Raw genomic sequence first — 19217 nt, forward strand, 5'->3', positions numbered from 1 at the left:
AGGCTCAGTCGAGCAGCCGTTCGTTCACGACCTTGCCGCCCTGTGTCAGCCGCACGGCATTGCCGATTTCCTCGTCGAGTACAGGCCTGCCCGCTTCCTTGTCCCAGAAGGCCGAAAGGAAATTGAATAGGTTGCGGCTGAACAGCGCGCTGGTGTCGGCGGGCATCATCGCGGCGATATTCTTGGCGCCGATCACGGTGACGCCATGGATCTTCTTCGTTTCGCCCGGTGCCGATCCCTCGACATTCCCGCCGCTTTCGGCCGCCATGTCGACGATCACGCTGCCGCTGCGCATCGTCGCAAGCTGTGCGTCCGAAATCAGCCGCGGCGCGGGGCGTCCAGGGATCAGCGCGGTGGTGATGACGATGTCCTGCTTGGCGATGTGCGACGACACGAGTTCGGCTTGTGCCGCCTTATACTCGTCGGACATTTCAGTGGCATAGCCGCCAGCGCCCTCGCCCTCGATCCCCGCGACGCTCTCGACGAAAATCGGCTTGGCCCCCAGGCTGAGGATCTGTTCCTTGGTCGCGGCGCGGACGTCGGTCGCGCTGACCTGCGCGCCCAAGCGGCGCGCGGTCGCGATCGCTTGCAGCCCCGCGACACCGACGCCCATCACAAAAGCTTTCGCGGCGCTGACCGTGCCCGCGGCAGTCATCATCATCGGAAAGGCACGGCCATAGGCGTTGGCGGCGATCAGAACCGCCTTGTAACCGGCAAGGTTCGCCTGGCTCGAAAGAATGTCCATCGATTGCGCGCGCGTGATGCGCGGCATGAACTCCATCGCCAGTGCCTCGAGCCCGAGCTTCGCATAACCGTCGACGCGCGCACGTTCGCCGAAGGGGTTGAGCCCGGCGGCGAGCCAGGCACCCTCGGCAAAGCCCTTCAAAGTCGCCGGGTCGGGTCCCTGAATGCCCAGGATGATGTTCGCGCCATTCAGGACATCAGCACGCTTTCCGACGCTTGCGCCGGCAGCGCTATAATCGGCATCGGCAACAGACGCCGCCTCTCCCGCCCCCGATTCAACAGCAACTTCGGCCCCCAACCCAATGAATTTCTTCACGGTTTCGGGGGTCGCGGCGACGCGAGTCTCGCCGTCGGCGAGCTCTTTCAAGACGGCGATGCGCATCACGGTCCGGTCAGGACGCGATCAGGAGGACAACGCCGACGGTAACGATCGCCGTGATGATCGAACCGATCTTGAACAGGTTGATGAAACCCGCGTAGGTTTCCTCGGCCGACTTCATTTCCTGTTGTGCCATGGCTTTTCCCCTTCAGCGGCCGGATCGATGTCTTGAGCGCGCCGCGCCCGGTCCAGAATCGGCCTTCGCGCCGGTCTTAGCTACGCGCTCGCCTATGCTCAATAGCCGAAGGCAGCGATGCGCGGCAAAAGTCGAATGGCCTTAATCGCCCCTTTACCCCTATTGGGTAGACCTCAGATCATCCGCGGAACAAGCACATAAACTCATTGGTTCAGGGGCAGATTCGGAACGATGGCAAGCACGCGCGACACGCGAACAGTGATGATTGTCGACAGCGAGCCTGCTCAGCAGCGCTTTCTGGCGGCGTTGGTGTCGCGCGGCGGGTGGCGCAGTGTAATCGCCGCCGATACCGACACTGCGCTCGCCAAACTGGGCACGCAGGAAGGCATGGCGCTTGACGCCGTGCTGGTCGATCAGGGCGTGCCCGGCATGCCGGTCGCCGAATTCGTCGCCGAATTGCGCCGCTGGCGTCCCGCGCTGCCGCTCGTCGTCATCACGATGCGCAACGGGGTCGAAGTCGCGGTCGGCGCGATGCGCGCCGGGGCGAGCGACTTCGTTCAGAAGCCCATCGCCCCCGACCGCCTGCTCGAAGCGCTCGATCGTGTCGTGTCGACCAGCGGCCCCCAGGGCGAGCTGCGCCCGCTGACCGAAAAGCTTCGTGCTCCATTGGCGTTCGAGGAAATCATCGGGTCGAGCCCCAATTTTCGCAGCGCACTCGCGATCGCCGCGAAGGCCGCGCGCGCGCGGGTGCCAGTGATGATCAACGGCAAGCCCGGCACCGGCAAGGAAGTTTTCGCCCGCGCGATTCACAGCGCCAGCCCGCGCGCGCGCGGCGCACTGGTCATGGTCGATTGTTCGGCAGTCTCCCCCGGCCTGATCGGATCGGGGCTTTTCGGCCATGAGCGCGGGGCTTTTGCAGGCGCTTTCGATCGGCAGGTCGGCCGGCTCGTCCAGGCGGACGGCGGCAGCATCATCATCGACCATGTCGAATGCATCCCGCTCGAAACGCAGGCCAAGCTCGTCGAGTTTCTGAACAGCGGCGAAGTCCAGATGATCGGCGGTTCGATCCGGCAGAGCGTCGATGTGCGCATCATCGCGACGAGCGCCAGCCCGCTCGACAAGTTGATCGAGGCGGGCCATTTCCGCGAAGACCTCTTCTACGCGCTGTCGAGCGCGCAGCTCACCCTGCCCTCGCTGTCCGAACGCCGCGGCGACGTCGGCCCGCTCGCCCGCCACTTGCTTGCCCGCATCGGCGGGCTGCCGGGCATGGGGCCGATCGGAGTCACCGACGACGCGCTGCGCCTGCTCGCCGCCTATGCCTGGCCGGGCAACGTCCGCCAACTCCAGGACGTGCTGTTTCGCGCTGCGGTGGGCAGCACCACCGACGTCCTCACCGCCGCCGATTTCCGCGCGATCGAGGCGACGCTCGGCGGCGGCACGGCCAGCGACGGCGAGGTTGCGATCAACGGCGAGGCGATCGGTGTCACGCTTTACCTCCCCGACGGCAATCTGCGCCCGTTGGAGGAGATCGAGGCCGACGTCATTCGCCTCGCGATCGGCCATTACCGCGGCCGCATGAGCGAAGTCGCGCGCCGCCTCGGCATCGGGCGCTCGACGCTCTATCGCAAATTGAGCGATCTCGGCATCGATACCGCCGCCTGAGGCGGGCTTAGGCGGCCGTGATCGCCTGTTCGATCTGGTTCGTGTCGCTGTTGGTCAATGTCTTGGCGATTTCGCCAACCAGCCGCTTTTCCAGTTCACCGTGATAATGGCTGCGCATCACGCCAAGCGTATTCGGATCGGCGATGATCAGCAGCTTCTCGACCTCATTGCCCAGCACCAGTTTGTTCAGGAAGGCTGCGACACCCGCCGCATGTCCTCGCTCGTCGAGGTCGCGGGGTTCCGGTTTGGCGCCACCCCGGTTTGTCGTTTCGACGTCCGGACTGGAAGCATCGACCAAGTTGATCAGTTCCTCATCACCGTCGTTGCGAAACAGGACGAACCGATTGCCGTCGGCGACCGCGACATGGGTGTCGTGGGGCAGTTGCATGAAAGTCTCCTTTGCTACCGGCTGCCTGAAAAGGCCGCCCTCCTAAAGGAGACGCATCGATAGCTTCGGGGTTGCTTCTTTCGCCCGATCAGGCGGTCAAAGCCGCGTCACGCAGCCCGCGCCACACGCGCAGCCCCTGCCGGTTCTCGGCAACGTCGTGGACGCGCAGCAGTTGCGCCCCCTGCGCCGCCGCCTGATAGTGGAGCGCAACGGTGCCGCCGAGCCGCTGGTCGACAGGCGCCTCGTTGTCGAGCGCGCCGATCATCCGTTTGCGGCTGGCGCCGAACAGGATCGGGCAGCCGAGCGTGTGGAACAGCGCCAGCCCGTTGATCAATGCCAGATTCTCGCCGACACTTTTGCCGAAGCCGATCCCCGGATCGACGATGATCTTCGCCCGGTCGATCCCCGCCGCCAGGCAGGCTGCGACGCGTTCTGCGAGCATGTCGTATACGTCGAACAGGACGTGCGCGTAAGTCCCGTCCTCGTGCGGGTCACTTTTCGCCGATGGCGCGTGCATCAGCACCACGGGGCAACCGGCCTGCACCACTACATCCATTGCACGGTCGTCGTAGCGAAGCGCCGAAATATCGTTGACGATGTTCGCACCCGCGGCGAGCGCGGCCTCCATCACCGCGGCTTTGCGCGTATCGATCGACACCGCGACCCCGCCCTTTGCCAGCGCCGCAACGACACCTTCGACACGCACAATCTCGTCGCCTTCCCAAATCAACGGGGCGCCGGGGCGCGTCGATTCGCCGCCGACGTCGATGATCGCCGCGCCCGCCGCGCCCATCGCAAAGCCCGCCTCCGCCGCGGCGGCGGCATCGACATGCTTGCCGCCGTCCGAAAAACTGTCGGGCGTGACGTTCAAAATGCCCATCAGCTGTGGCTCGTTCAGCCGGATCGTTCGTTCGCCGAGCTGCAGATTACCGCGCGGTCGCGCGACGCCGGCGCGCTGCGCAATCGCCTCCTCGGCGAGCCGGTCGGGCATGGCGGCGATCCATCCGTCCCAATCGGAAACCGGAACGATCGTCGATTTGACGGTCAAACCATCGCGCAGACTGACGTACCATGCCGCGAACCACACCATGGAATCGGCGATCCGCAGGCAGTTGTCATCGAGCTCGTGCGGGCGGTCGACGAAGCAGGTCGGACGGCAATAGATTTGCGCATCCGCCGACACGGCGCCGAGGTCGGGCTTGGTCAGCGGCTGGAACATCAGGCCTCATTCGCCAACAGCCAGTCCTGCCGCACCGCGTCGATCACCCGCAATTCCTTGCCGTTATCGACGTGCCAGAAGGTCCAGCCGTTGCAGCTCGGCGCGCCCTGCACGCCCGCGCCGACCTTGTGGATCGATCCCGGCGCCTGCCCCTCGCAATCGAGGCTGCCGTCTACGCGCACCTTTGCCTTCCAGCGGCGCTTCGTATCGGTCAGCACCGTCCCCGGCGCGATCATTCCGCATTCGACGAGCGTGCCGAACGCGACGCGCGTCGCGGCCTTTGGCGCCATCATCGTCTTCACCGCGCTCTCGTCGAGCGGCAGCGCCAGTTCGATACGCTCGTTCGCCGCAGCGATATAGTCATCCTCGCGCTCGATGCCGATGAAGTGGCGGCCGAGACGCTTCGCGACCGCGCCCGTCGTTCCGGTGCCGAAAAAGGGATCGAGGATCACGTCGCCCGGGTTCGAGCAGGCGAGCAGGATACGATAGAGCAAGGCTTCGGGCTTCTGCGTCGGGTGGACCTTGGTCCCGCCCTTTTTCAGCCGTTCCTGCCCCCCACAGATCGGGATCAGCCAGTCCGAGCGCATTTGGAGCTCGTCGTTCAGCGTCTTCATCGCGCGATAATTGAAGGTGTAGCGCGATTTCTCGCCCATGGATGCCCAGATCAGCGTCTCGTGCGCGTTGGTGAAGCGCGTGCCCTTGAAATTGGGCATCGGGTTCGCCTTGCGCCACACTATGTCGTTGAGGATCCAGTAGCCATTGTCCTGCAGCGCGGTGCCGACGCGGAAGATATTGTGATAGCTGCCGATCACCCAGATGCTGCCGTTCGGCTTCAGGATGCGCTTCGCTTCCTTGAGCCAGGCGTGGGTGAAGCGATCATAGGTGGCAAGGCTGTCGAACTTGTCCCAGTCGTCGTCGACAGCGTCGACCTGGCTGCCGTCGGGGCGGAGCAGATCGCCGCCGAGCTGGAGGTTATAGGGCGGGTCGGCGAAGATCATGTCGACCGAAGCGGCAGGCAGGCTGCGCATCATTTCGACGCAATCGCCCTGCAATATGCTGTCGAGCGGCAGGTCCGCGGGATCGACCTTCGGCGTCCGCCGCTTCGTCGTCGGCGCCTTGACCCGTTCCATTACACCCATGTTTCGCCCCTGTCCTCGACTGAAAGAAGGCCCTGATGAGTCAGGCAGCAACCGCCGTCAAGCGCAGGACTCTAGGGATTCCGCGTGACTGATTGGTTAACGGGGTGAGAACGAAAGGAGTCTGACACAGCATATGGAGTCCCCGGAGAATCGCGGACTCAACCACTGGTGGTGTGGCGATGAGGACTCACCGGCGAAAAAAATTCGCCGCGACGGTTCAAAGCCCCGGATCGACCCCGGTCAGTTCGATCGACCGCATCCACAGCTCGCTCGCCAGCTTCGGATCGCGCGCCATGCGCGCCGCACGCGCCGGGCCCGAGCGGCCCGTTACCTCGCCCAATCCCTGTGGTCCCAGATAGTCGCCGCCCTGCACGCGCGCGCCCGTCGCCGCCTGTAACGTGGGCCACGCCCCTTGCGCCGCGCTGTTGAAGAAGGGCGAGGCGAGTGGCGTCATCGCGCGCAGCGGCAACGGCAGGTGCCGCTGCAATTCGGTGAGCGCGACGCCTGGATGGCAACCGATCGCCTGGGTCGCGCGGCCCGCGGCGCTCAACCGGCGGTCGAGCTCGAACAGGAAGAGCAGGTTCGCGAGTTTGCTCATCTGGTAACGCGCCCAGTTATTATAGCTGCGCGACGCCGACAGGTCGCTGTAATCCATTTCCCCGCTCTTGTGTGCGATGCTGCCCGTGACGACGATGCGATCGTCGACATGCGGATGGACCAGCCCTGTCAGCGCGAAGGTGCCGAGGTGGTTGACCCCGAATTGCAGCTCATACCCCTGTTTGGTCGGCGCTCGGGGCGGGATCATCACCCCGGCATTGTTCACCAGGACGTCGATCCGCGGCGCCGACAATATCGCCTTCGCGGCATCGCGAACCTGATCGAGATCGGCGAGGTCGAGCGGCTGGAACGATAGATCGGCCCCTGGCACGTCGACGCGGATACGGTTCATCGCCGCCTCCGCCCTTCCGGCATCGCGGCATGCGAGGACGACATGGGCGCCGCGTGCGGCCAGCACCCTCGAAACCTCGAACCCGATACCGGCGTTGGCCCCGGTGACGAGGAAGCGCCGGCCTGTTTGCGTGCCGACATCGTCGGCCGTAAATCCGCTGCGCATCGCCCTCTCCCGCCCGTCAGATCAGCGTCAGTTGCGCAACCGGGGCGAAACTGGCGCGGTGATGCGGCGTCGGTCCATGCTTTCGCAGCGCCGCGAGGTGATGAGCGGTGCCATAGCCCATATTGGTCTCCCAGCCAAAGCCCGGATAATCGCGCGCCACCGCGGCCATGAAGCGGTCGCGATGTTCCTTGGCCAGGATGCTCGCCGCCGAGATGCAGGGGTGCAGCGCATCGCCGCCGATGATCGCGCGCGCACTGTAACGCCATTTGGGCAATCGGTTGCCGTCAACCAGCACTTCATGCGGATCGAATCCCAGCGCCTCCACCGCGCGCCTCATCGCGAGGAAGGTCGCCTGCAAAATGTTGATGCGGTCGATTTCGGCGACGCTCGCCTCGCCGACGCCCCAGCGGCAGCGCGCCTTGATCTCGACCTCCAGCTCGCCGCGCCGCTTCGCAGTCAGTTTTTTGGAATCGTCCAGCCCGGTGATCCCGCCCTCGCACAGCAGCACCGCAGCCGCCACGACCGGCCCCGCGAGCGGCCCGCGCCCGGCCTCGTCGACGCCGACCGTCAAATACGCCACGGCGGATATCTCCGATATTCGGCCGCCTGATAGAGGCAAAGGCGGTTGCCCGCAGGGTCGGTCAGCCGCGCCTCGCGCCAGCCCCATTCTTCGTCCTTCGGCATCTGGTCAAAACGCACGCCCCGCCGCGCCAGATAGGCGACCCACGCATCGAGAGCCCCGCTTTCGAGATAGGTCGTCACGCCGCCCGCGGCTTCGTCGCCGCCACCGTCGCCGACATGGATCGACAAGGTAACTCCGTTTGCCGCCTCGAACCGCGCATATCCATTGCCGGGACTGTCGACGATCTTTGTCAGCCCCAATTGATTGTAGAAAGCGACCGACGCCGCATAGTCGTTCGCGGGCAAGGTGATCTGGTTGAGCGCGGGGCCGGTGAACAGCCCGTCGTTGCGCACAAACTGCTGACCCATCGGACCGTGCCCCTGCCCCAGCCCCGGCGCATCGTGCAGCGCCAGCCGCACGAAATCGCGCGCGCGCGCGATCGCGGGTTCCAGCGGCATGCCCTGCGCCAGCCCGGTCGCAATCGCGCTTGCCAGCGTGCAGCCGGTACCATGGCTGTGCGGCGTATCGATCCGCGGTGCCTCCCAGCGCGCGACCTCCCCCTCGCCGGCCTCCAGCAATCGATCGATCATCGTCTCGCCCTCGGCATGCCCGCCTTTGACGAGCAACGAGCAGCCGTGCGCAAGCACCGCTTCTTCCCCCCCGAGCGCTTCGAGTTCGGGCAGGTTGGGCGTGGCGACCGTCGCGCGATAGAGCAAGGCCTTGAACGCCGCGATCGTCGCATCGTCGGCCAGGACCGATCCGCTGGTCGCAATCATCACGGGATCGAACACGAGTCCCGCCGCCGCGAGATCGGGATGCGCCAGCCGGTCGGCGACCGCCGCCGCGATCTCGGCGCTGCCGATCATACCGATCTTCACCGCGTCGACGCCGATGTCCGACGCCACGCTGTCGATCTGCGCCAGCACCATCGCGGCCGGAACCGGATGGACGCCCTGCACCCCCAGCGTATTCTGCGCGGTGATCGCGGTGATCGCGGTCATCGCATGACCGCCTAGCATCGTGACCGCCTTGATATCGGCCTGGATGCCTGCGCCGCCGCCACTGTCCGAGCCAGCGATAATCAACACGCGGGCGGTCATGGAACAACTCCGTCGATGGGAGCCGATATCACAGCCTAGCCTCTCGCTCCCGGATGCCGCCGCTCGGTCGACGCAGGGAATTTAGCCAGCGCCGCGCCTTCGCGGAGCGGACGGTCGAGCAGGTCGCCGCCGCAATTGGGGCAGCGTTCGTCGAGCTTGTCAGCGCAGTTCGCGCAGAATGTACATTCGAACGAGCAGATGAAGGCGCCATGGATATCGGCGGGCAAATCGCGTCCGCAGCGTTCGCAATCGGGTCGCATCTCAAGCATGATGACTCTCTTTCATTTTCAAATACTGTCATTTACGCCGCCGCGCGCACGGCGTCGCAGATCATATCGACGACGCGCTCGACCTCGCCGGCATCGTCGCCCTCGGCCATTACGCGGATCAGCGGCTCGGTGCCCGACGGACGGATCACCAGGCGCCCGCGGCCATTCAGCGCCGCTTCGCCTTCCGCAATCGCCGCCTGGACCTGCGCGTCGTCGAGCGGCTTTCCGCCCGCGAAACGGACATTTTTCAAAAGCTGCGGCACCGGGTCGAACTGGTGCAGCAATTCGCTCGCCGGCTTTCCTGCGGTCACCAGCTCCGCCAGGACTTGCAGCGCGGCAAGCGTGCCATCGCCGGTCGTTGCATAGTCGGACAGGATCATATGGCCCGACTGTTCGCCGCCGACATTGAAGCCGCCCTCGCGCATTCGTTCGAGCACATAGCGGTCGCCGACCTTCGTGCGTTCGAGCCGTAGCCCTTCGCCCTCGAGGAAGCGCTCGAGGCCGAGGTTCGACATCACCGTCGCGACGACGCCGCCGCCTTTCAGCCGCCCCTGTCGCGCCCAGCTCGCGCCGATCAGGCCCATGATTTGGTCGCCATCGACGATCGTGCCCTTTTCATCGACGACGATCAGCCGGTCGGCATCGCCGTCGAGCGCAATGCCGATGTCGGCACCGCTCGCGACGACCGTTTCCTGCAGCAGCGCGGGCGCGGTCGACCCGCATTTGTCATTGATGTTGGTACCGTTCGGGGAAATGCCCACCGCGACCACATCGGCTCCCAATTCCCAAAACACCGTCGGCGCGCTGTTGTACGCCGCGCCGTTGGCGCAATCGAGTACCATTTTCAGCCCGTCGAGGCGGATCGATTCGGGCAGACTCTGCTTCACTGCATGGATGTAGCGCCCGCGTGCATCCTCGATGCGCTTTGCGCGGCCGATGTGCGCGGGGTCGGCGAGCGGCGGGTTTTGCGCGAGCAGATATTCGATCTGCGCCTCATCCTCGTCCGACAGCTTGTATCCATCGGGCCCGAACAATTTGATTCCATTGTCATAATAGGGGTTGTGGCTTGCCGACAGCATGACGCCGAGGTCGGCGCGCATCGAGCGCGTCAGCATCGCGATCGCAGGGGTCGGCATCGGGCCGACCTGCACCACGTCCATCCCGACGCTGGTGAACCCCGCGACGAGCGCATTTTCGAGCATATAGCCCGACAGGCGCGTATCCTTGCCGATGACGACACGATGCTTGTGGTCACCGCGCAGGAAATGGGCGCCCGCCGCCATGCCGACGCGCATGGCAACTTCGACCGTCATCGGGATCTGATTTGTCAGCCCGCGAATCCCGTCGGTTCCGAAAAACTTGCGCATGATACCTCTGCTACCTAAGCCGGGTCGAACAGACCGCCCCCGGCTGGCCGCGCTGGTCCCTTCGGAGACCTTCCTGGCCCAAAAACCGGTTCCCACTTCTTTCCGGAGGTGCTCTATGTCACCCTCTTTTGCTTGGCAAGCTGACCATAAAATTCGCCGGGAGAATCCGTCTTGAAATCCGCCTGGTTCATCCTTTCGGCGCTCGTCGCCGGCATGTTGCTGGGGATTGCGGTCGAACTGGCCTCGCCCGCCGCCGCCGCGGCGTCGCTCCCCTGGATCGAACCTGTCGGACTGCTCTGGCTGAATGCGCTCAAGATGACGATCGTCCCTCTCGTCGTCGCGCTGCTGATCACCGGCATCACCGCGACCGCCGACGCCGCACGCGCGGGCCGGCTCGCTTTCCGCGCGGTGATGACCTTTCTGGGCGCGATTTTCCTGTCCGGGCTGATGACCTTGCTCCTCGCCCCTTTGCTGCTCCGGCTCTTTCCGCTGTCGCCCGGCGCCGCCGAGGCGCTCCGTCACGGGCTCGGCGGCACGGCGGAGGCGGGGCCTTCGCCGACCTTCGGCGACTTCCTGCTTTCGCTGGTCCCGACCAATCCCATTGCGGCCGCCGCCGAAACCGCGATCCTGCCGCTGATCGTCTTCACCACCATCTTCGCCTTTGCGATCACCCGGCTCGAACCGCCGCAGCGCGCGACGCTGTCCGGCCTGTTCAAGGCACTAGGCGACGCAATGCTGATCGTCATCGGCTGGGTGCTCGCGCTCGCCCCGATCGGCGTCTTCGCATTGGGCTATGCACTTGCGGTCAAGGCCGGGGTCGCGGCCTTCGGCGGGCTTATCCATTATGTGCTGATCCTGTCGGCGGTCGGCACCAGCTGCATCCTGCTCGGATTGCTGCTCGCGTGGCTCGTCGCCGGCATCCCCGTCCCGCGCTTCATTCGCGCGATGATCCCGACGCTCGCGGTTGCTATCAGCACGCAAAGCTCGCTCGCCAGCCTCCCCGCGATGCTGAAATCGTCGGAAGAGCTCGGCGTCGATCCCAAGAAAGCCGACGTCGTCTTGCCCCTTGCCGTCGCCCTGTTCCGCTTCACCAGCCCTGCGATGAACCTCGCCGTCGTCGTCTATGTCGCCTGGCTGTTCGGGGTCGAGCTGACCCCGTGGGAAATGGCGGTCGGCCTGCTCGTTGCGATGGCGGCGGCGCTTTCGTCGGTCAGCCTGCCGGGCTCGATCAGCTTCGTGACCTCGATCGCGCCGATCGCGGTGTCGATGGGCGTTCCGGTCGCGCCGCTCGGCCTGCTCGTCGCGGTCGAGACCTTTCCCGACATTTTCCGGACGATCGGCAATGTGATCGGCGACGTCGCGGCGACCAAATATGCCGCCGACGGTGTCGAAGCCGAAGCCCCCGCAGCAGCAGGAGATAGCGCATGAAGTATCGCAAGCTCGGCCACGGCCTCGAAGTATCGGCGATCGGCATCGGCTGTATGCCAATGATCAAGGGCGGCAATATCCTTTATGGCGAGGCAGCCGACTTGGGCGAATCGACGCGGACGATCCACCGCGCGATCGATCTTGGCGTCACCTTCTTCGACACCGCGCAAATCTATGGCCCTTTCTCGAACGAGGAACTACTTGGGCAGGCGATTCGCGGCAAGCGCGACGGCCTCGTCATCGCCACCAAATTCGGCTTCCGTTTCGAAGGCAAGCAGATCACCGGCGTCGACGGATCGCCCGCCAATGCCCGCGCGGCGTGCGAAGGCTCGCTCCAACGGCTCGGCGTCGACACGATCGACCTCTTCTACCAGCACCGCGTCGATCCGTCGGTCCCGATCGAGGAAACCGTCGGCGGGATGATGGAGCTGGTGAAGGAAGGCAAGGTCCGCCACATCGCGCTATCCGAAGCCGGCGCCGAGACGATCCGCCGCGCCGCCAGCGCCGCGCCGATCACCGCATTGCAGAGCGAATATTCGATCTGGGAGCGTGACGTAGAGGATGATATCCTCCACGCCTGCCGCGAGCATGGCATCGGCTTCGTCCCCTATTCGCCGCTCGGCCGCGGCTTCCTCGCGGGCGCGGTACGCAGTCGCGACGAATTGCCCGAGAGCGACTGGCGGCGGAACGACCCGCGCTATTCGGCCGAAAACCTCCCTGCCAATCTTGCGATCGTCGATGCAATCGGCGCGGTTGCCGACCGGCACGGTGTGTCGAAAGCGCAGGTCGCGCTCGCCTGGCTGCTCGCGCAGGGAACGGACATCGTCCCCATCCCCGGGACCAAACGCCGCGTAACCATGGAGGACAGCGTCGCCGCCGCCGACATCGCGCTGACCGCCGACGACCTGGCCGCGATCGACACAGCCGCACCGAAAGGCGCCACGAACGGTCCGCGTTATGGCGAGACCGGAATGCGGATGGTACGGCTCTAACCGCCGACCTTTTGCGACAGGGTCAGTCGCAGGCGCGGTGGAGCTTGACCGCGAGCCAGGCGGAGATCAGGCACATCGCCGCGCTCATCAGCAGCTGGTCGACGACGCCGACCCCGGCGAAGCCAAGGCCCATCGCGAGCAGTGAGCCCGCGACCATTGCGCCCGAATTGACGATATTGTTGGCGGCGACGGTGCGTGCGGTCTGGTCCTTGGGGACGGTGGTGGTCAGGAAGGCATAAAGCGGAACGACGAACATGCCGCCGCTGATCGCGATGCCGAGCAGCGCGACGAGCAGCGGGATGACGTCGGCATGGCCGAGAAAGCCTTCGATCCCGTACATCACGCCCGACGGGTCATGTTCCCAGTTGCGGCACACCCAATAGAAGGCGACGACGAAGACGCCCATGACGACGACACTGGCGGGGCTGTAGCGCGCCGATACCTGCCCCTTGAGCAGGCGGTTCACCGCGATCGAACCGATTGCGATGCCGATCGAGAAGATCGCGAGGAAAAGGCTGGCGACGCTCTTGTCGGCGTGGAGGATATTCTTCACCAGCGGCGGAAACTGGATGAACAGCACCGCGCCGATCGTCCAGAAGAAGCTGATCGACAGGATCGCGAGATAGAGGCGCGGGATGTGCATCGTGCCGCGGACGAGTGCCACCGACGAACGGATGATGTGCCAGTCGATCCCCGTTTCCTCATGCTCGGGCGGAGCGGGGGGCACCTTGCGCCCGGTCCAGTAGCCGAGGCCCGCGACGAGCGCGACGCCGAGCGCCGCCCATTCGACGTCGATCACGCCGGCGAGGATCGTGCCCGCGAGAATCGCGATGTAGGTGCCCGCCTCGACCAGCCCGGTGCCGGCCAACACCTCGTCGCTTTTCAGGTGCTGCGGCAGGATCGCATATTTGATCGGGCCGAAGAAGGTCGAGTGGATGCCCATCGCGAACAGCGCGAGCATCATCAGCGGGATCGCGATCAGATGCACCGCAAATCCCATCCACGCCAGGACGAGCCCGAGCCCGCCGACGAGCATGATCAGGATTTCGCAGAATTTGACGATGCGGATGATCCGCGCCTTGTCGCGCGTATCGGCGAGCTGGCCTGCGAGCGCGGAGAGCAGGAAAAAGGGCAGGATGAACAGCCCCGTCGCGACCGCGCTGAACAAGGTTTCCGAGGCTTCGTCGTTGAACACGCCATAGACGACGAACAGCACCATCGCATTCTTGAACAGATTGTCGTTGAACGCGCCGAGGAGCTGGGTGACGAAAAGGGGCAGGAACCGGCGTTGCTTCAATAGCGCAAAGGAGCCGGTCATGCGTGGTCCAATCTTTCAAACTAGTTCGGTCAGCACGCAGGTCGCGGGCAATATGGTTGTCGCCCGGGGGGCTTATCGGCTAGGGCGGACAGGGTCAAAGATCATTTTGGACCGCCTATATCGACGGGGATCATGCTGAGCCTTCCCAACATTCTGACCCTTTCGCGGATCCTTGCGGTTCCCATCCTGCTTTTCCTTCTTTGGCCCGGGGTGCGTGCGGGCTCGCACCAGCCGTTGGCGATCGACTACGCGCTGGCTTTCGGCCTTTACTGCCTGATGGGCATTACCGACTATTTTGACGGTTATGTTGCACGCTCGCGCGGGATCGTGTCGCGACTCGGCGCCTTCCTCGACCCGATTGCCGACAAGATCATGATCGCGGCGGTGATCTTGCTGCTGGTCTTCACGCGCGACATCGCGGGCTATCATGTCATCGCCGCGCTGATGATCCTGCTGCGCGAGATTATCGTGTCGGGTCTGCGCGAATTCCTCGCGACGCTACAGGTGTCGATGCCGGTGACGCAGCTTGCGAAATGGAAGACGACGTTCCAACTCGTTGCGTTCGGCGCGCTGATCCTCGCGGGGGCCTTGCCCACGATGGCCTGGATCAAGACCATCGGTCTTGCCTCGCTGTGGGGCGCCGCGGTGCTGACGCTGATCACCGGCTGGGATTATCTGCGCGTCGGCCTGAAGCATATGGATTGAGGCCGGGACGATGGCACTGAACATCGCTTATTTTTCGTGGGTCCGCGAACGGATGGGCGTGGCGGACGAGATGGTCGATTTGCCTGCCGACGTCGGCGACCTTGGCGCGCTGATCGCGTGGCTGGCGGTGCGCGACGAGCGCGGCGCGCTGGCATTCGCCGAGCCGCACCGTATCCGTGCTGCGATCGACGGCAACATGAGCGGACGCGGCGCGCCGCTGGCCGGCGTGCGCGAAGTGGCGCTGTTCCCGCCGGTGACGGGGGGATGATCCGCGTTTCGGTCCAATCGGCGGCGATCGACATCGCTGCCGAGTTCGACCTGCACGATGCGGGGGGGCATGGCGCAAGCGCGAGCTTTATCGGGCGCGTGCGCGGCGACGATGGATTGGCCGAGCTGTTCCTCGAACATCATCCCCAAATGACCGAGGCCGGACTCGCCGCGCTCGCCCACGCCGCGTCCGATCGCTGGAAGCTGTCGGCGCTGACACTTGTCCACCGCGTCGGCACCATGGCGCCGGGCGAGACGATCGTGCTGGTGCTGACGAGCAGCGCACACCGCGCCGAGGCGCTGTCGGCGGTCGAATATCTGATTGACCGGCTAAAGACCGATGTGATGCTGTGGAAGCGCGAGAGCTTTGCCGACGGCCGGGTGGCGTGGGTCGAGGAGCGTGGAAGCGACCTGCGCCGCGCGGAGCGGTGGGATTAGGCTAGCAGTCGATGGCGGAGCGCCGCTTCGGGGTGGGGAACTGCCTAAGCTCCTCCCTGTCGCGCAGCGATGGGGGGTTGGCAGTGCGAAGCACCGACGGAGGGCTGTTGCGCTACCGTCGTGGCCCCTTCACCACCGCCTGCGGCGGCGGTCCCCCTCCCCACGGCTTCACCGCAGGGAGGATTTAACCACAGCTTCCGCTCGCTTTCTGACGAATATTGGGAATCCTAATTCGCCTGATGCTTGCGGAATATATCTGCGAGCAGGCGGAATTCGTCGGCACGCGGGCTGCCTTTGCGCCAGACGAGCGCGATCGTGCGCCAGTCATGCTCTGAATCGAGTGGACGCGTGTCGATATCGGTATGATCGAGGATTCCCGCCTCGATCGCCATTTGCGGCAGCATCGTGATACCGAGCCCATTGTCGACCATCTGGACAAGCGTGTGCAGCGACGTGCCCATCATCCGTGCGCCGGCGCGCAGTTCGGGACGGTTGCACGCGGCAAGGACATGGTCCTTCAGACAATGCCCGTCCTCCAGCATCAGCATCTGCGCCGGGTCGATCTGGTCGGCACTGACCATAGCGGGAAGATCCTCGCTCTGGTCGCCGGGGAAGGCGACGAAAAGCGCATCGTCGAACAGCTTCTCGCTCTCCACGTCGCCGCAGGCATAGGGAAGCGCGAGCAGCACGCAATCGACTGTGCCGTGGTGGAGCGATTCGCACGCCTGTGCGCTCGGCTCTTCGCGGAGGAAGAGCTTCAGCGACGGACGTTCCTTGCGCAGACGCGGGAGCAGGCCGGGGAGCAGGAAGGGCGCGATGGTCGGAATGACGCTCATGCGCAGTTCGCCGACGAGGGGTGCTGACGCGGCGGCGGCCATGTCGGCGAGTTCCTCGGCCTCGCGCAGCACGCGGTGCGCCTTTTCGACGATGGCGTTACCGAGCATCGTGAAGCGGACGACGCGGCGCGTACGCTCGACCAGCGTCTGGCCGAGCAGGGTTTCGAGTTCGCGGATCCCCGCCGACAGCGTCGATTGGGTGACGTTGCACGCGTCGGCGGCGCGACCGAAATGGCCGTGCTCATGGAGCGCGACGAGATATTGCATCTGCTTCAGCGAAGGGAGGTAATTGTGCATTGATCGGATATAGCAATTGACGCTGCGATTTTGAACAAGTCGGTCGATCAAAATTCGCAGCCATTATGGCGGCGTTTGTTGGCGCCCGCTCACGCGCCGTGATAGCTATGGCCGATCAACCGGCGCGGAGGGGCGGATGGCGGTTTCGCGATTTCTGATCGGTGGCGTGGCGAGCGCGCTGCTGCTGACTGGCGGGCTGTTCCTGTGGAAGGGCTATACGCAGGTCGCCGAGGAGGCAGTGCTGCCCGATCCGCCGCCCGCTTTGCCCGCCATCCCCGTCGCGGCCGCGAACGCGCCCAAGCGCGGGCCTGCGCCGCCGGCCTTGCCCGCCGCAAAGGAGGCCTCACGCGAGGAACGGCGCTTCAACCGCTTTGACCGCGACCGCAACGAACGGATCAGCCGTGTCGAGCTGATGTCGTCGCGCACCGCGGCGTTTCGCAAACTCGACAGGGACGGCAACAATCTGCTGACCTTCGAGGAATGGGCGGTCGCGACCGGGGAGCGGTTCGCCAAGGCCGATGGCGACAAGTCGGGCGATCTGACGCGCGCGGAGTTCGCGACGACGGCACCGAAGCGCACGGCGAAAGCGAAATGCAGTTGCTGAAACCGGTCGCAACTGGGCCCCGGCTTTCGCCGGGGTTCCCGAAGGCGCAGCTCACCACCTCAAAGCCGAGCTAGAGACACTCGAAACCGAGCTTTCCTACATTATTCTGATATGCCAGCACATGACTGGCTCTTTGACCGTGTCAATATTCCGCCCCTCTGCCTAATGCGGCACAGGAGACATTTTCGATGCGCATGGCAGCATCGCGTCCGCTTAAAGCCACAAAAGACACAATCTGGGTGCGCGCTTGCGGGGCTTTTGTGGCCTTATGCCGTGAACCGGCGGAATGTCCGGGTCGAATCAGCTGTGGAGGAAGTGCATCACGTCGCCGTCGTGGACAACATAGGCCTTGCCTTCGGCGCGCAGCTTGCCGGCCTCGCGCGCCTTCGCTTCGCCGCCCAGGGTGACATAATCGTCATAGGCGATCGTTTCGGCGCGGATGAAACCCTTTTGGAAATCGCTGTGGATCTCGCCCGCGGCCTCGGGTGCGGTCGCGCCGGTGTGGACTGTCCAGGCGCGCGCTTCCTGCGGGCCGACGGTGAAGAAGGTGATGAGGTGGAGCAGTTCGTAACCCGCGCGGATGACGCGCGCGAGACCCGTTTCGGTCAGCCCCATTTCGGCAAGAAATTCCATGCGGTCGGCCATGTCCATCGTCACCAGCTCGCTTTCGATCGCGGCGGATACGACCACGGCCTGCGCCCCCTCGGCCGAGGCCTTGGCAAAGACCTTTTCGGAGAAGGCGTTGCCGTTCGCGGCGCTGCCTTCGTCGACGTTGCAGACATAGAGAACGGGCTTCGAGGTCAGCAGCTGCGCCGTGCGCAGCACGCGAGCTTCTTCGTCATCCTTGGGTTCGACCAGCCGCGCGGGCTTGCCGTCGCGCAAGAGGTCGAGCGCTTGGCCGAGCACGGAAGCGGCGATCTTTGCTTCCTTGTCGCCCTGCGCCGCCTTTTTGGCGAAGGCCGGAACGCGCTTTTCGAGGCTTTCGAGATCGGCGAGCAGCAACTCGGTCTCGACCGTCTCGGCGTCGGCGACGGGATCGACCTTGTTCTCGACATGCTGGATGTCGTCATCCTCGAAACAGCGCAGGACGTGGACGATCGCATCGACCTCGCGGATGTTGCCGAGGAACTGGTTGCCAAGCCCTTCGCCCTTCGACGCGCCGCGCACCAGGCCCGCGATGTCGACGAAGGCGAGTTGCGTCGCGATGATCTTCTTGCTGCTGGCGATCGCGGCCAGCTTTTCGAGGCGCGCGTCGGGCACCGCGACATTGCCGATATTGGGCTCGATCGTGCAGAAGGGATAGTTGGCCGCCTGCGCCGCCGCAGTTTCGGTCAGCGCGTTGAACAGGGTGGACTTGCCGACGTTGGGCAGGCCGACGATCCCGCATTTGAAACCCATACAAACTCCGTGAGATTCGGCGCGCGATTAGGCGCGGCGCCACTGTTGCTGCGCCCCTAGCGCCAAGTCGCGTTCGATGCCAGCCTTTGCCGTTGCGCGCCGTTCAGACTTGCGGCCTTATCGCGCCGACATGACGCCGCGCTTCCTACTCGCCGCTGCTTTCTTCGTCGCGATCGGCGCGCCCGCCGCCGTCGCCGCACCCGACCGGTTCGAGGAAGGTGTTTTCGTCGAACTCAACCGCTTTCGCAGCGACCCTGCCGCCTTTGCCGAATATCTCGCCGACTATCGCCCGCGGTTCGAGGGCAAGCTGTTGATCGGCGACGACGACAGCGAAATCGATATCATGACGCGCGAGGGCGTCGCAGCGGTCGATGAGGCGATCCGCGACCTCAGGCGCGAAAAACCGTTGCCGACGCTGGAATGGAGCGATGCGCTGGCGCGGGCGGCCGCTGACCATGTCGCGGTCCAGTCGCGATCGGGCGCCGTCGGCCATTATACGAGAGGAAGCGGCCCCGGTGAACGGATGCGGGCGCGCGGCGGCGGTCCTTATGTCAACGAAGTCATCACCTATGGGCACCACACGCCCGCCGGGGTTGTCGACCAGCTGCTCATCGACGACGGCGTGCCCGACCGCGGACATCGTCACAGCCTGTTGCGTCCGTTGCATCGATATGCAGGCGTCGCATGCGGCAGACATCCGGTACACCGGACGATGTGCGTGATGCTCATGTCGCAGACCCGTGACGGATCGCCGCCGCCTCCGCCCAAACGAGCGGCGACGAAAGCCGACTGAAG

21 protein-coding genes are annotated in these 19217 nt (G+C 64.9%); 8 read left to right on the forward strand and 13 right to left on the reverse strand.

Annotation, left to right across the window (positions count from 1 at the left end; genetic code table 11):
* Positions 1-4: 4 nt before the first annotated feature.
* Together HDC35_RS04390 and HDC35_RS04395 are read right to left on the reverse strand one after the other, a co-directional pair.
* Positions 5-1126 carry an NAD(P) transhydrogenase subunit alpha gene (locus tag HDC35_RS04390; RefSeq protein WP_184644128.1) on the reverse strand — a complete coding sequence of 374 codons (1122 nt, stop codon included), beginning with the start codon at positions 1124-1126 and terminating at the stop codon, positions 5-7.
* A gap of 10 nt (positions 1127-1136) precedes the next feature.
* Positions 1137-1259: an aa3-type cytochrome c oxidase subunit IV gene (locus HDC35_RS04395; protein ID WP_184644130.1), complete on the reverse strand. Its 123-nt coding sequence runs from the start codon at positions 1257-1259 to the stop codon at positions 1137-1139.
* A 231-nt stretch (positions 1260-1490) separates the two neighbouring features.
* Here HDC35_RS04395 and HDC35_RS04400 point away from each other — a divergent pair, with 231 nt between their 5' ends.
* On the forward strand, positions 1491-2921 hold the full coding sequence (locus tag HDC35_RS04400; protein WP_058803879.1) for a sigma-54-dependent transcriptional regulator: 1431 nt from the start codon (positions 1491-1493) through the stop codon (positions 2919-2921).
* 7 nt (positions 2922-2928) lie between these two features.
* Here HDC35_RS04400 and HDC35_RS04405 read toward each other — a convergent pair whose 3' ends face one another.
* The 8 genes from HDC35_RS04405 to glmM all read right to left on the reverse strand — a co-directional run bounded on the left by HDC35_RS04405 (position 2929) and on the right by glmM (position 10142).
* Positions 2929-3309 carry a host attachment protein gene (locus HDC35_RS04405; protein WP_184644132.1) on the reverse strand — a complete coding sequence of 127 codons (381 nt, stop codon included), beginning with the start codon at positions 3307-3309 and terminating at the stop codon, positions 2929-2931.
* 88 nt (positions 3310-3397) lie between these two features.
* A complete protein-coding gene (gene folP, locus HDC35_RS04410; protein ID WP_184644134.1) occupies positions 3398-4528 on the reverse strand; it encodes a dihydropteroate synthase in 1131 nt (376 codons plus the stop codon).
* Entirely contained in the window at positions 4528-5667 is a 1140-nt protein-coding gene (locus tag HDC35_RS04415; protein ID WP_184644136.1) for a site-specific DNA-methyltransferase, read from the reverse strand. The genes folP and HDC35_RS04415 overlap by 1 nt, the downstream gene beginning before the upstream one ends.
* A gap of 217 nt (positions 5668-5884) precedes the next feature.
* Positions 5885-6781 (reverse strand): oxidoreductase, encoded by an 897-nt coding sequence (locus HDC35_RS04420; RefSeq protein WP_184644138.1) that lies wholly within the window; start codon positions 6779-6781, stop codon positions 5885-5887.
* Positions 6782-6797: 16 nt separating this feature from the next.
* Positions 6798-7352 (reverse strand): ribonuclease HII, encoded by a 555-nt coding sequence (locus tag HDC35_RS04425; protein WP_260397595.1) that lies wholly within the window; start codon positions 7350-7352, stop codon positions 6798-6800.
* A complete protein-coding gene (thiD, locus tag HDC35_RS04430) occupies positions 7349-8503 on the reverse strand; it encodes a bifunctional hydroxymethylpyrimidine kinase/phosphomethylpyrimidine kinase (protein WP_184644142.1) in 1155 nt (384 codons plus the stop codon). Before thiD ends, HDC35_RS04425 begins: the two co-directional genes overlap by 4 nt.
* Positions 8504-8538: 35 nt before the next feature.
* Positions 8539-8772, reverse strand: coding sequence for a DUF1272 domain-containing protein (locus HDC35_RS04435; RefSeq protein WP_011541267.1), 234 nt, complete (start codon positions 8770-8772; stop codon positions 8539-8541).
* Between the two features lie 32 nt (positions 8773-8804).
* Complete coding sequence (glmM, locus tag HDC35_RS04440; protein ID WP_184645169.1) at positions 8805-10142, reverse strand: phosphoglucosamine mutase; 1338 nt, start codon at positions 10140-10142, stop codon at positions 8805-8807.
* Between the two features lie 168 nt (positions 10143-10310).
* Here glmM and HDC35_RS04445 point away from each other — a divergent pair, with 168 nt between their 5' ends.
* Together HDC35_RS04445 and HDC35_RS04450 are read left to right on the forward strand one after the other, a co-directional pair.
* Positions 10311-11567: a dicarboxylate/amino acid:cation symporter gene (locus HDC35_RS04445; RefSeq protein ID WP_184644144.1), complete on the forward strand. Its 1257-nt coding sequence runs from the start codon at positions 10311-10313 to the stop codon at positions 11565-11567.
* Entirely contained in the window at positions 11564-12559 is a 996-nt protein-coding gene (locus HDC35_RS04450) for an aldo/keto reductase (RefSeq protein WP_184644146.1), read from the forward strand. The genes HDC35_RS04445 and HDC35_RS04450 overlap by 4 nt, the downstream gene beginning before the upstream one ends.
* Positions 12560-12581: 22 nt before the next feature.
* Here HDC35_RS04450 and HDC35_RS04455 read toward each other — a convergent pair whose 3' ends face one another.
* Positions 12582-13877: an MFS transporter gene (locus HDC35_RS04455; RefSeq protein WP_184644148.1), complete on the reverse strand. Its 1296-nt coding sequence runs from the start codon at positions 13875-13877 to the stop codon at positions 12582-12584.
* A 132-nt stretch (positions 13878-14009) separates the two neighbouring features.
* Here HDC35_RS04455 and pgsA point away from each other — a divergent pair, with 132 nt between their 5' ends.
* From pgsA to HDC35_RS04470, 3 genes are read left to right on the forward strand one after another with little or no spacing between them, the layout of a single operon-like run.
* Positions 14010-14582, forward strand: a complete 573-nt coding sequence (gene pgsA / locus HDC35_RS04460; protein ID WP_184644150.1) for a CDP-diacylglycerol--glycerol-3-phosphate 3-phosphatidyltransferase — start codon at positions 14010-14012, stop codon at positions 14580-14582.
* A gap of 10 nt (positions 14583-14592) precedes the next feature.
* Positions 14593-14850: a MoaD/ThiS family protein gene (locus HDC35_RS04465; protein WP_184644152.1), complete on the forward strand. Its 258-nt coding sequence runs from the start codon at positions 14593-14595 to the stop codon at positions 14848-14850.
* Positions 14847-15287 (forward strand): molybdenum cofactor biosynthesis protein MoaE, encoded by a 441-nt coding sequence (locus HDC35_RS04470; RefSeq protein ID WP_184644155.1) that lies wholly within the window; start codon positions 14847-14849, stop codon positions 15285-15287. Before HDC35_RS04465 ends, HDC35_RS04470 begins: the two co-directional genes overlap by 4 nt.
* Before the next feature lie 227 nt (positions 15288-15514).
* Here HDC35_RS04470 and HDC35_RS04475 read toward each other — a convergent pair whose 3' ends face one another.
* The gene (locus tag HDC35_RS04475; protein ID WP_184644156.1) at positions 15515-16420 is read right to left on the reverse strand and encodes a hydrogen peroxide-inducible genes activator; all 906 of its coding nucleotides are present in this window, start codon (positions 16418-16420) and stop codon (positions 15515-15517) included.
* Positions 16421-16556: 136 nt separating this feature from the next.
* Between HDC35_RS04475 and HDC35_RS04480 the strand changes: the two genes are divergently transcribed.
* Complete coding sequence (locus HDC35_RS04480; RefSeq protein WP_184644158.1) at positions 16557-17024, forward strand: hypothetical protein; 468 nt, start codon at positions 16557-16559, stop codon at positions 17022-17024.
* Between the two features lie 300 nt (positions 17025-17324).
* Here HDC35_RS04480 and ychF read toward each other — a convergent pair whose 3' ends face one another.
* Complete coding sequence (gene ychF / locus HDC35_RS04485; RefSeq protein ID WP_184644160.1) at positions 17325-18422, reverse strand: redox-regulated ATPase YchF; 1098 nt, start codon at positions 18420-18422, stop codon at positions 17325-17327.
* A gap of 130 nt (positions 18423-18552) precedes the next feature.
* Between ychF and HDC35_RS04490 the strand changes: the two genes are divergently transcribed.
* A complete protein-coding gene (locus HDC35_RS04490) occupies positions 18553-19215 on the forward strand; it encodes a CAP domain-containing protein (protein ID WP_184644162.1) in 663 nt (220 codons plus the stop codon).
* Positions 19216-19217: the final 2 nt, after the last annotated feature.

This window comes from Sphingopyxis sp. JAI128 (assembly GCF_014207235.1).
GTDB lineage: Bacteria > Pseudomonadota > Alphaproteobacteria > Sphingomonadales > Sphingomonadaceae > Sphingopyxis.

What these genes read in the sequence shown, in the direction of transcription:
- HDC35_RS04395 (WP_184644130.1), bottom strand. Translation starts at nt 1,259, where the DNA reads ATGGCACAACAGGAAATGAAGTCGGCCGAGGAAACCTACGCGGGTTTC.
- HDC35_RS04450 (WP_184644146.1), top strand. Translation starts at nt 11,564, where the DNA reads ATGAAGTATCGCAAGCTCGGCCACGGCCTCGAAGTATCGGCGATCGGC.
- HDC35_RS04390 (WP_184644128.1), bottom strand. Translation starts at nt 1,126, where the DNA reads ATGCGCATCGCCGTCTTGAAAGAGCTCGCCGACGGCGAGACTCGCGTC.
- HDC35_RS04415 (WP_184644136.1), bottom strand. Translation starts at nt 5,667, where the DNA reads ATGGGTGTAATGGAACGGGTCAAGGCGCCGACGACGAAGCGGCGGACG.
- HDC35_RS04400 (WP_058803879.1), top strand. Translation starts at nt 1,491, where the DNA reads ATGGCAAGCACGCGCGACACGCGAACAGTGATGATTGTCGACAGCGAG.
- HDC35_RS04455 (WP_184644148.1), bottom strand. Translation starts at nt 13,877, where the DNA reads ATGACCGGCTCCTTTGCGCTATTGAAGCAACGCCGGTTCCTGCCCCTT.
- folP (WP_184644134.1), bottom strand. Translation starts at nt 4,528, where the DNA reads ATGTTCCAGCCGCTGACCAAGCCCGACCTCGGCGCCGTGTCGGCGGAT.
- HDC35_RS04470 (WP_184644155.1), top strand. Translation starts at nt 14,847, where the DNA reads ATGATCCGCGTTTCGGTCCAATCGGCGGCGATCGACATCGCTGCCGAG.
- thiD (WP_184644142.1), bottom strand. Translation starts at nt 8,503, where the DNA reads ATGACCGCCCGCGTGTTGATTATCGCTGGCTCGGACAGTGGCGGCGGC.
- HDC35_RS04435 (WP_011541267.1), bottom strand. Translation starts at nt 8,772, where the DNA reads ATGCTTGAGATGCGACCCGATTGCGAACGCTGCGGACGCGATTTGCCC.
- HDC35_RS04490 (WP_184644162.1), top strand. Translation starts at nt 18,553, where the DNA reads ATGACGCCGCGCTTCCTACTCGCCGCTGCTTTCTTCGTCGCGATCGGC.
- HDC35_RS04475 (WP_184644156.1), bottom strand. Translation starts at nt 16,420, where the DNA reads ATGCACAATTACCTCCCTTCGCTGAAGCAGATGCAATATCTCGTCGCG.
- HDC35_RS04405 (WP_184644132.1), bottom strand. Translation starts at nt 3,309, where the DNA reads ATGCAACTGCCCCACGACACCCATGTCGCGGTCGCCGACGGCAATCGG.
- HDC35_RS04465 (WP_184644152.1), top strand. Translation starts at nt 14,593, where the DNA reads ATGGCACTGAACATCGCTTATTTTTCGTGGGTCCGCGAACGGATGGGC.
- HDC35_RS04420 (WP_184644138.1), bottom strand. Translation starts at nt 6,781, where the DNA reads ATGCGCAGCGGATTTACGGCCGACGATGTCGGCACGCAAACAGGCCGG.
- pgsA (WP_184644150.1), top strand. Translation starts at nt 14,010, where the DNA reads ATGCTGAGCCTTCCCAACATTCTGACCCTTTCGCGGATCCTTGCGGTT.
- ychF (WP_184644160.1), bottom strand. Translation starts at nt 18,422, where the DNA reads ATGGGTTTCAAATGCGGGATCGTCGGCCTGCCCAACGTCGGCAAGTCC.
- HDC35_RS04480 (WP_184644158.1), top strand. Translation starts at nt 16,557, where the DNA reads ATGGCGGTTTCGCGATTTCTGATCGGTGGCGTGGCGAGCGCGCTGCTG.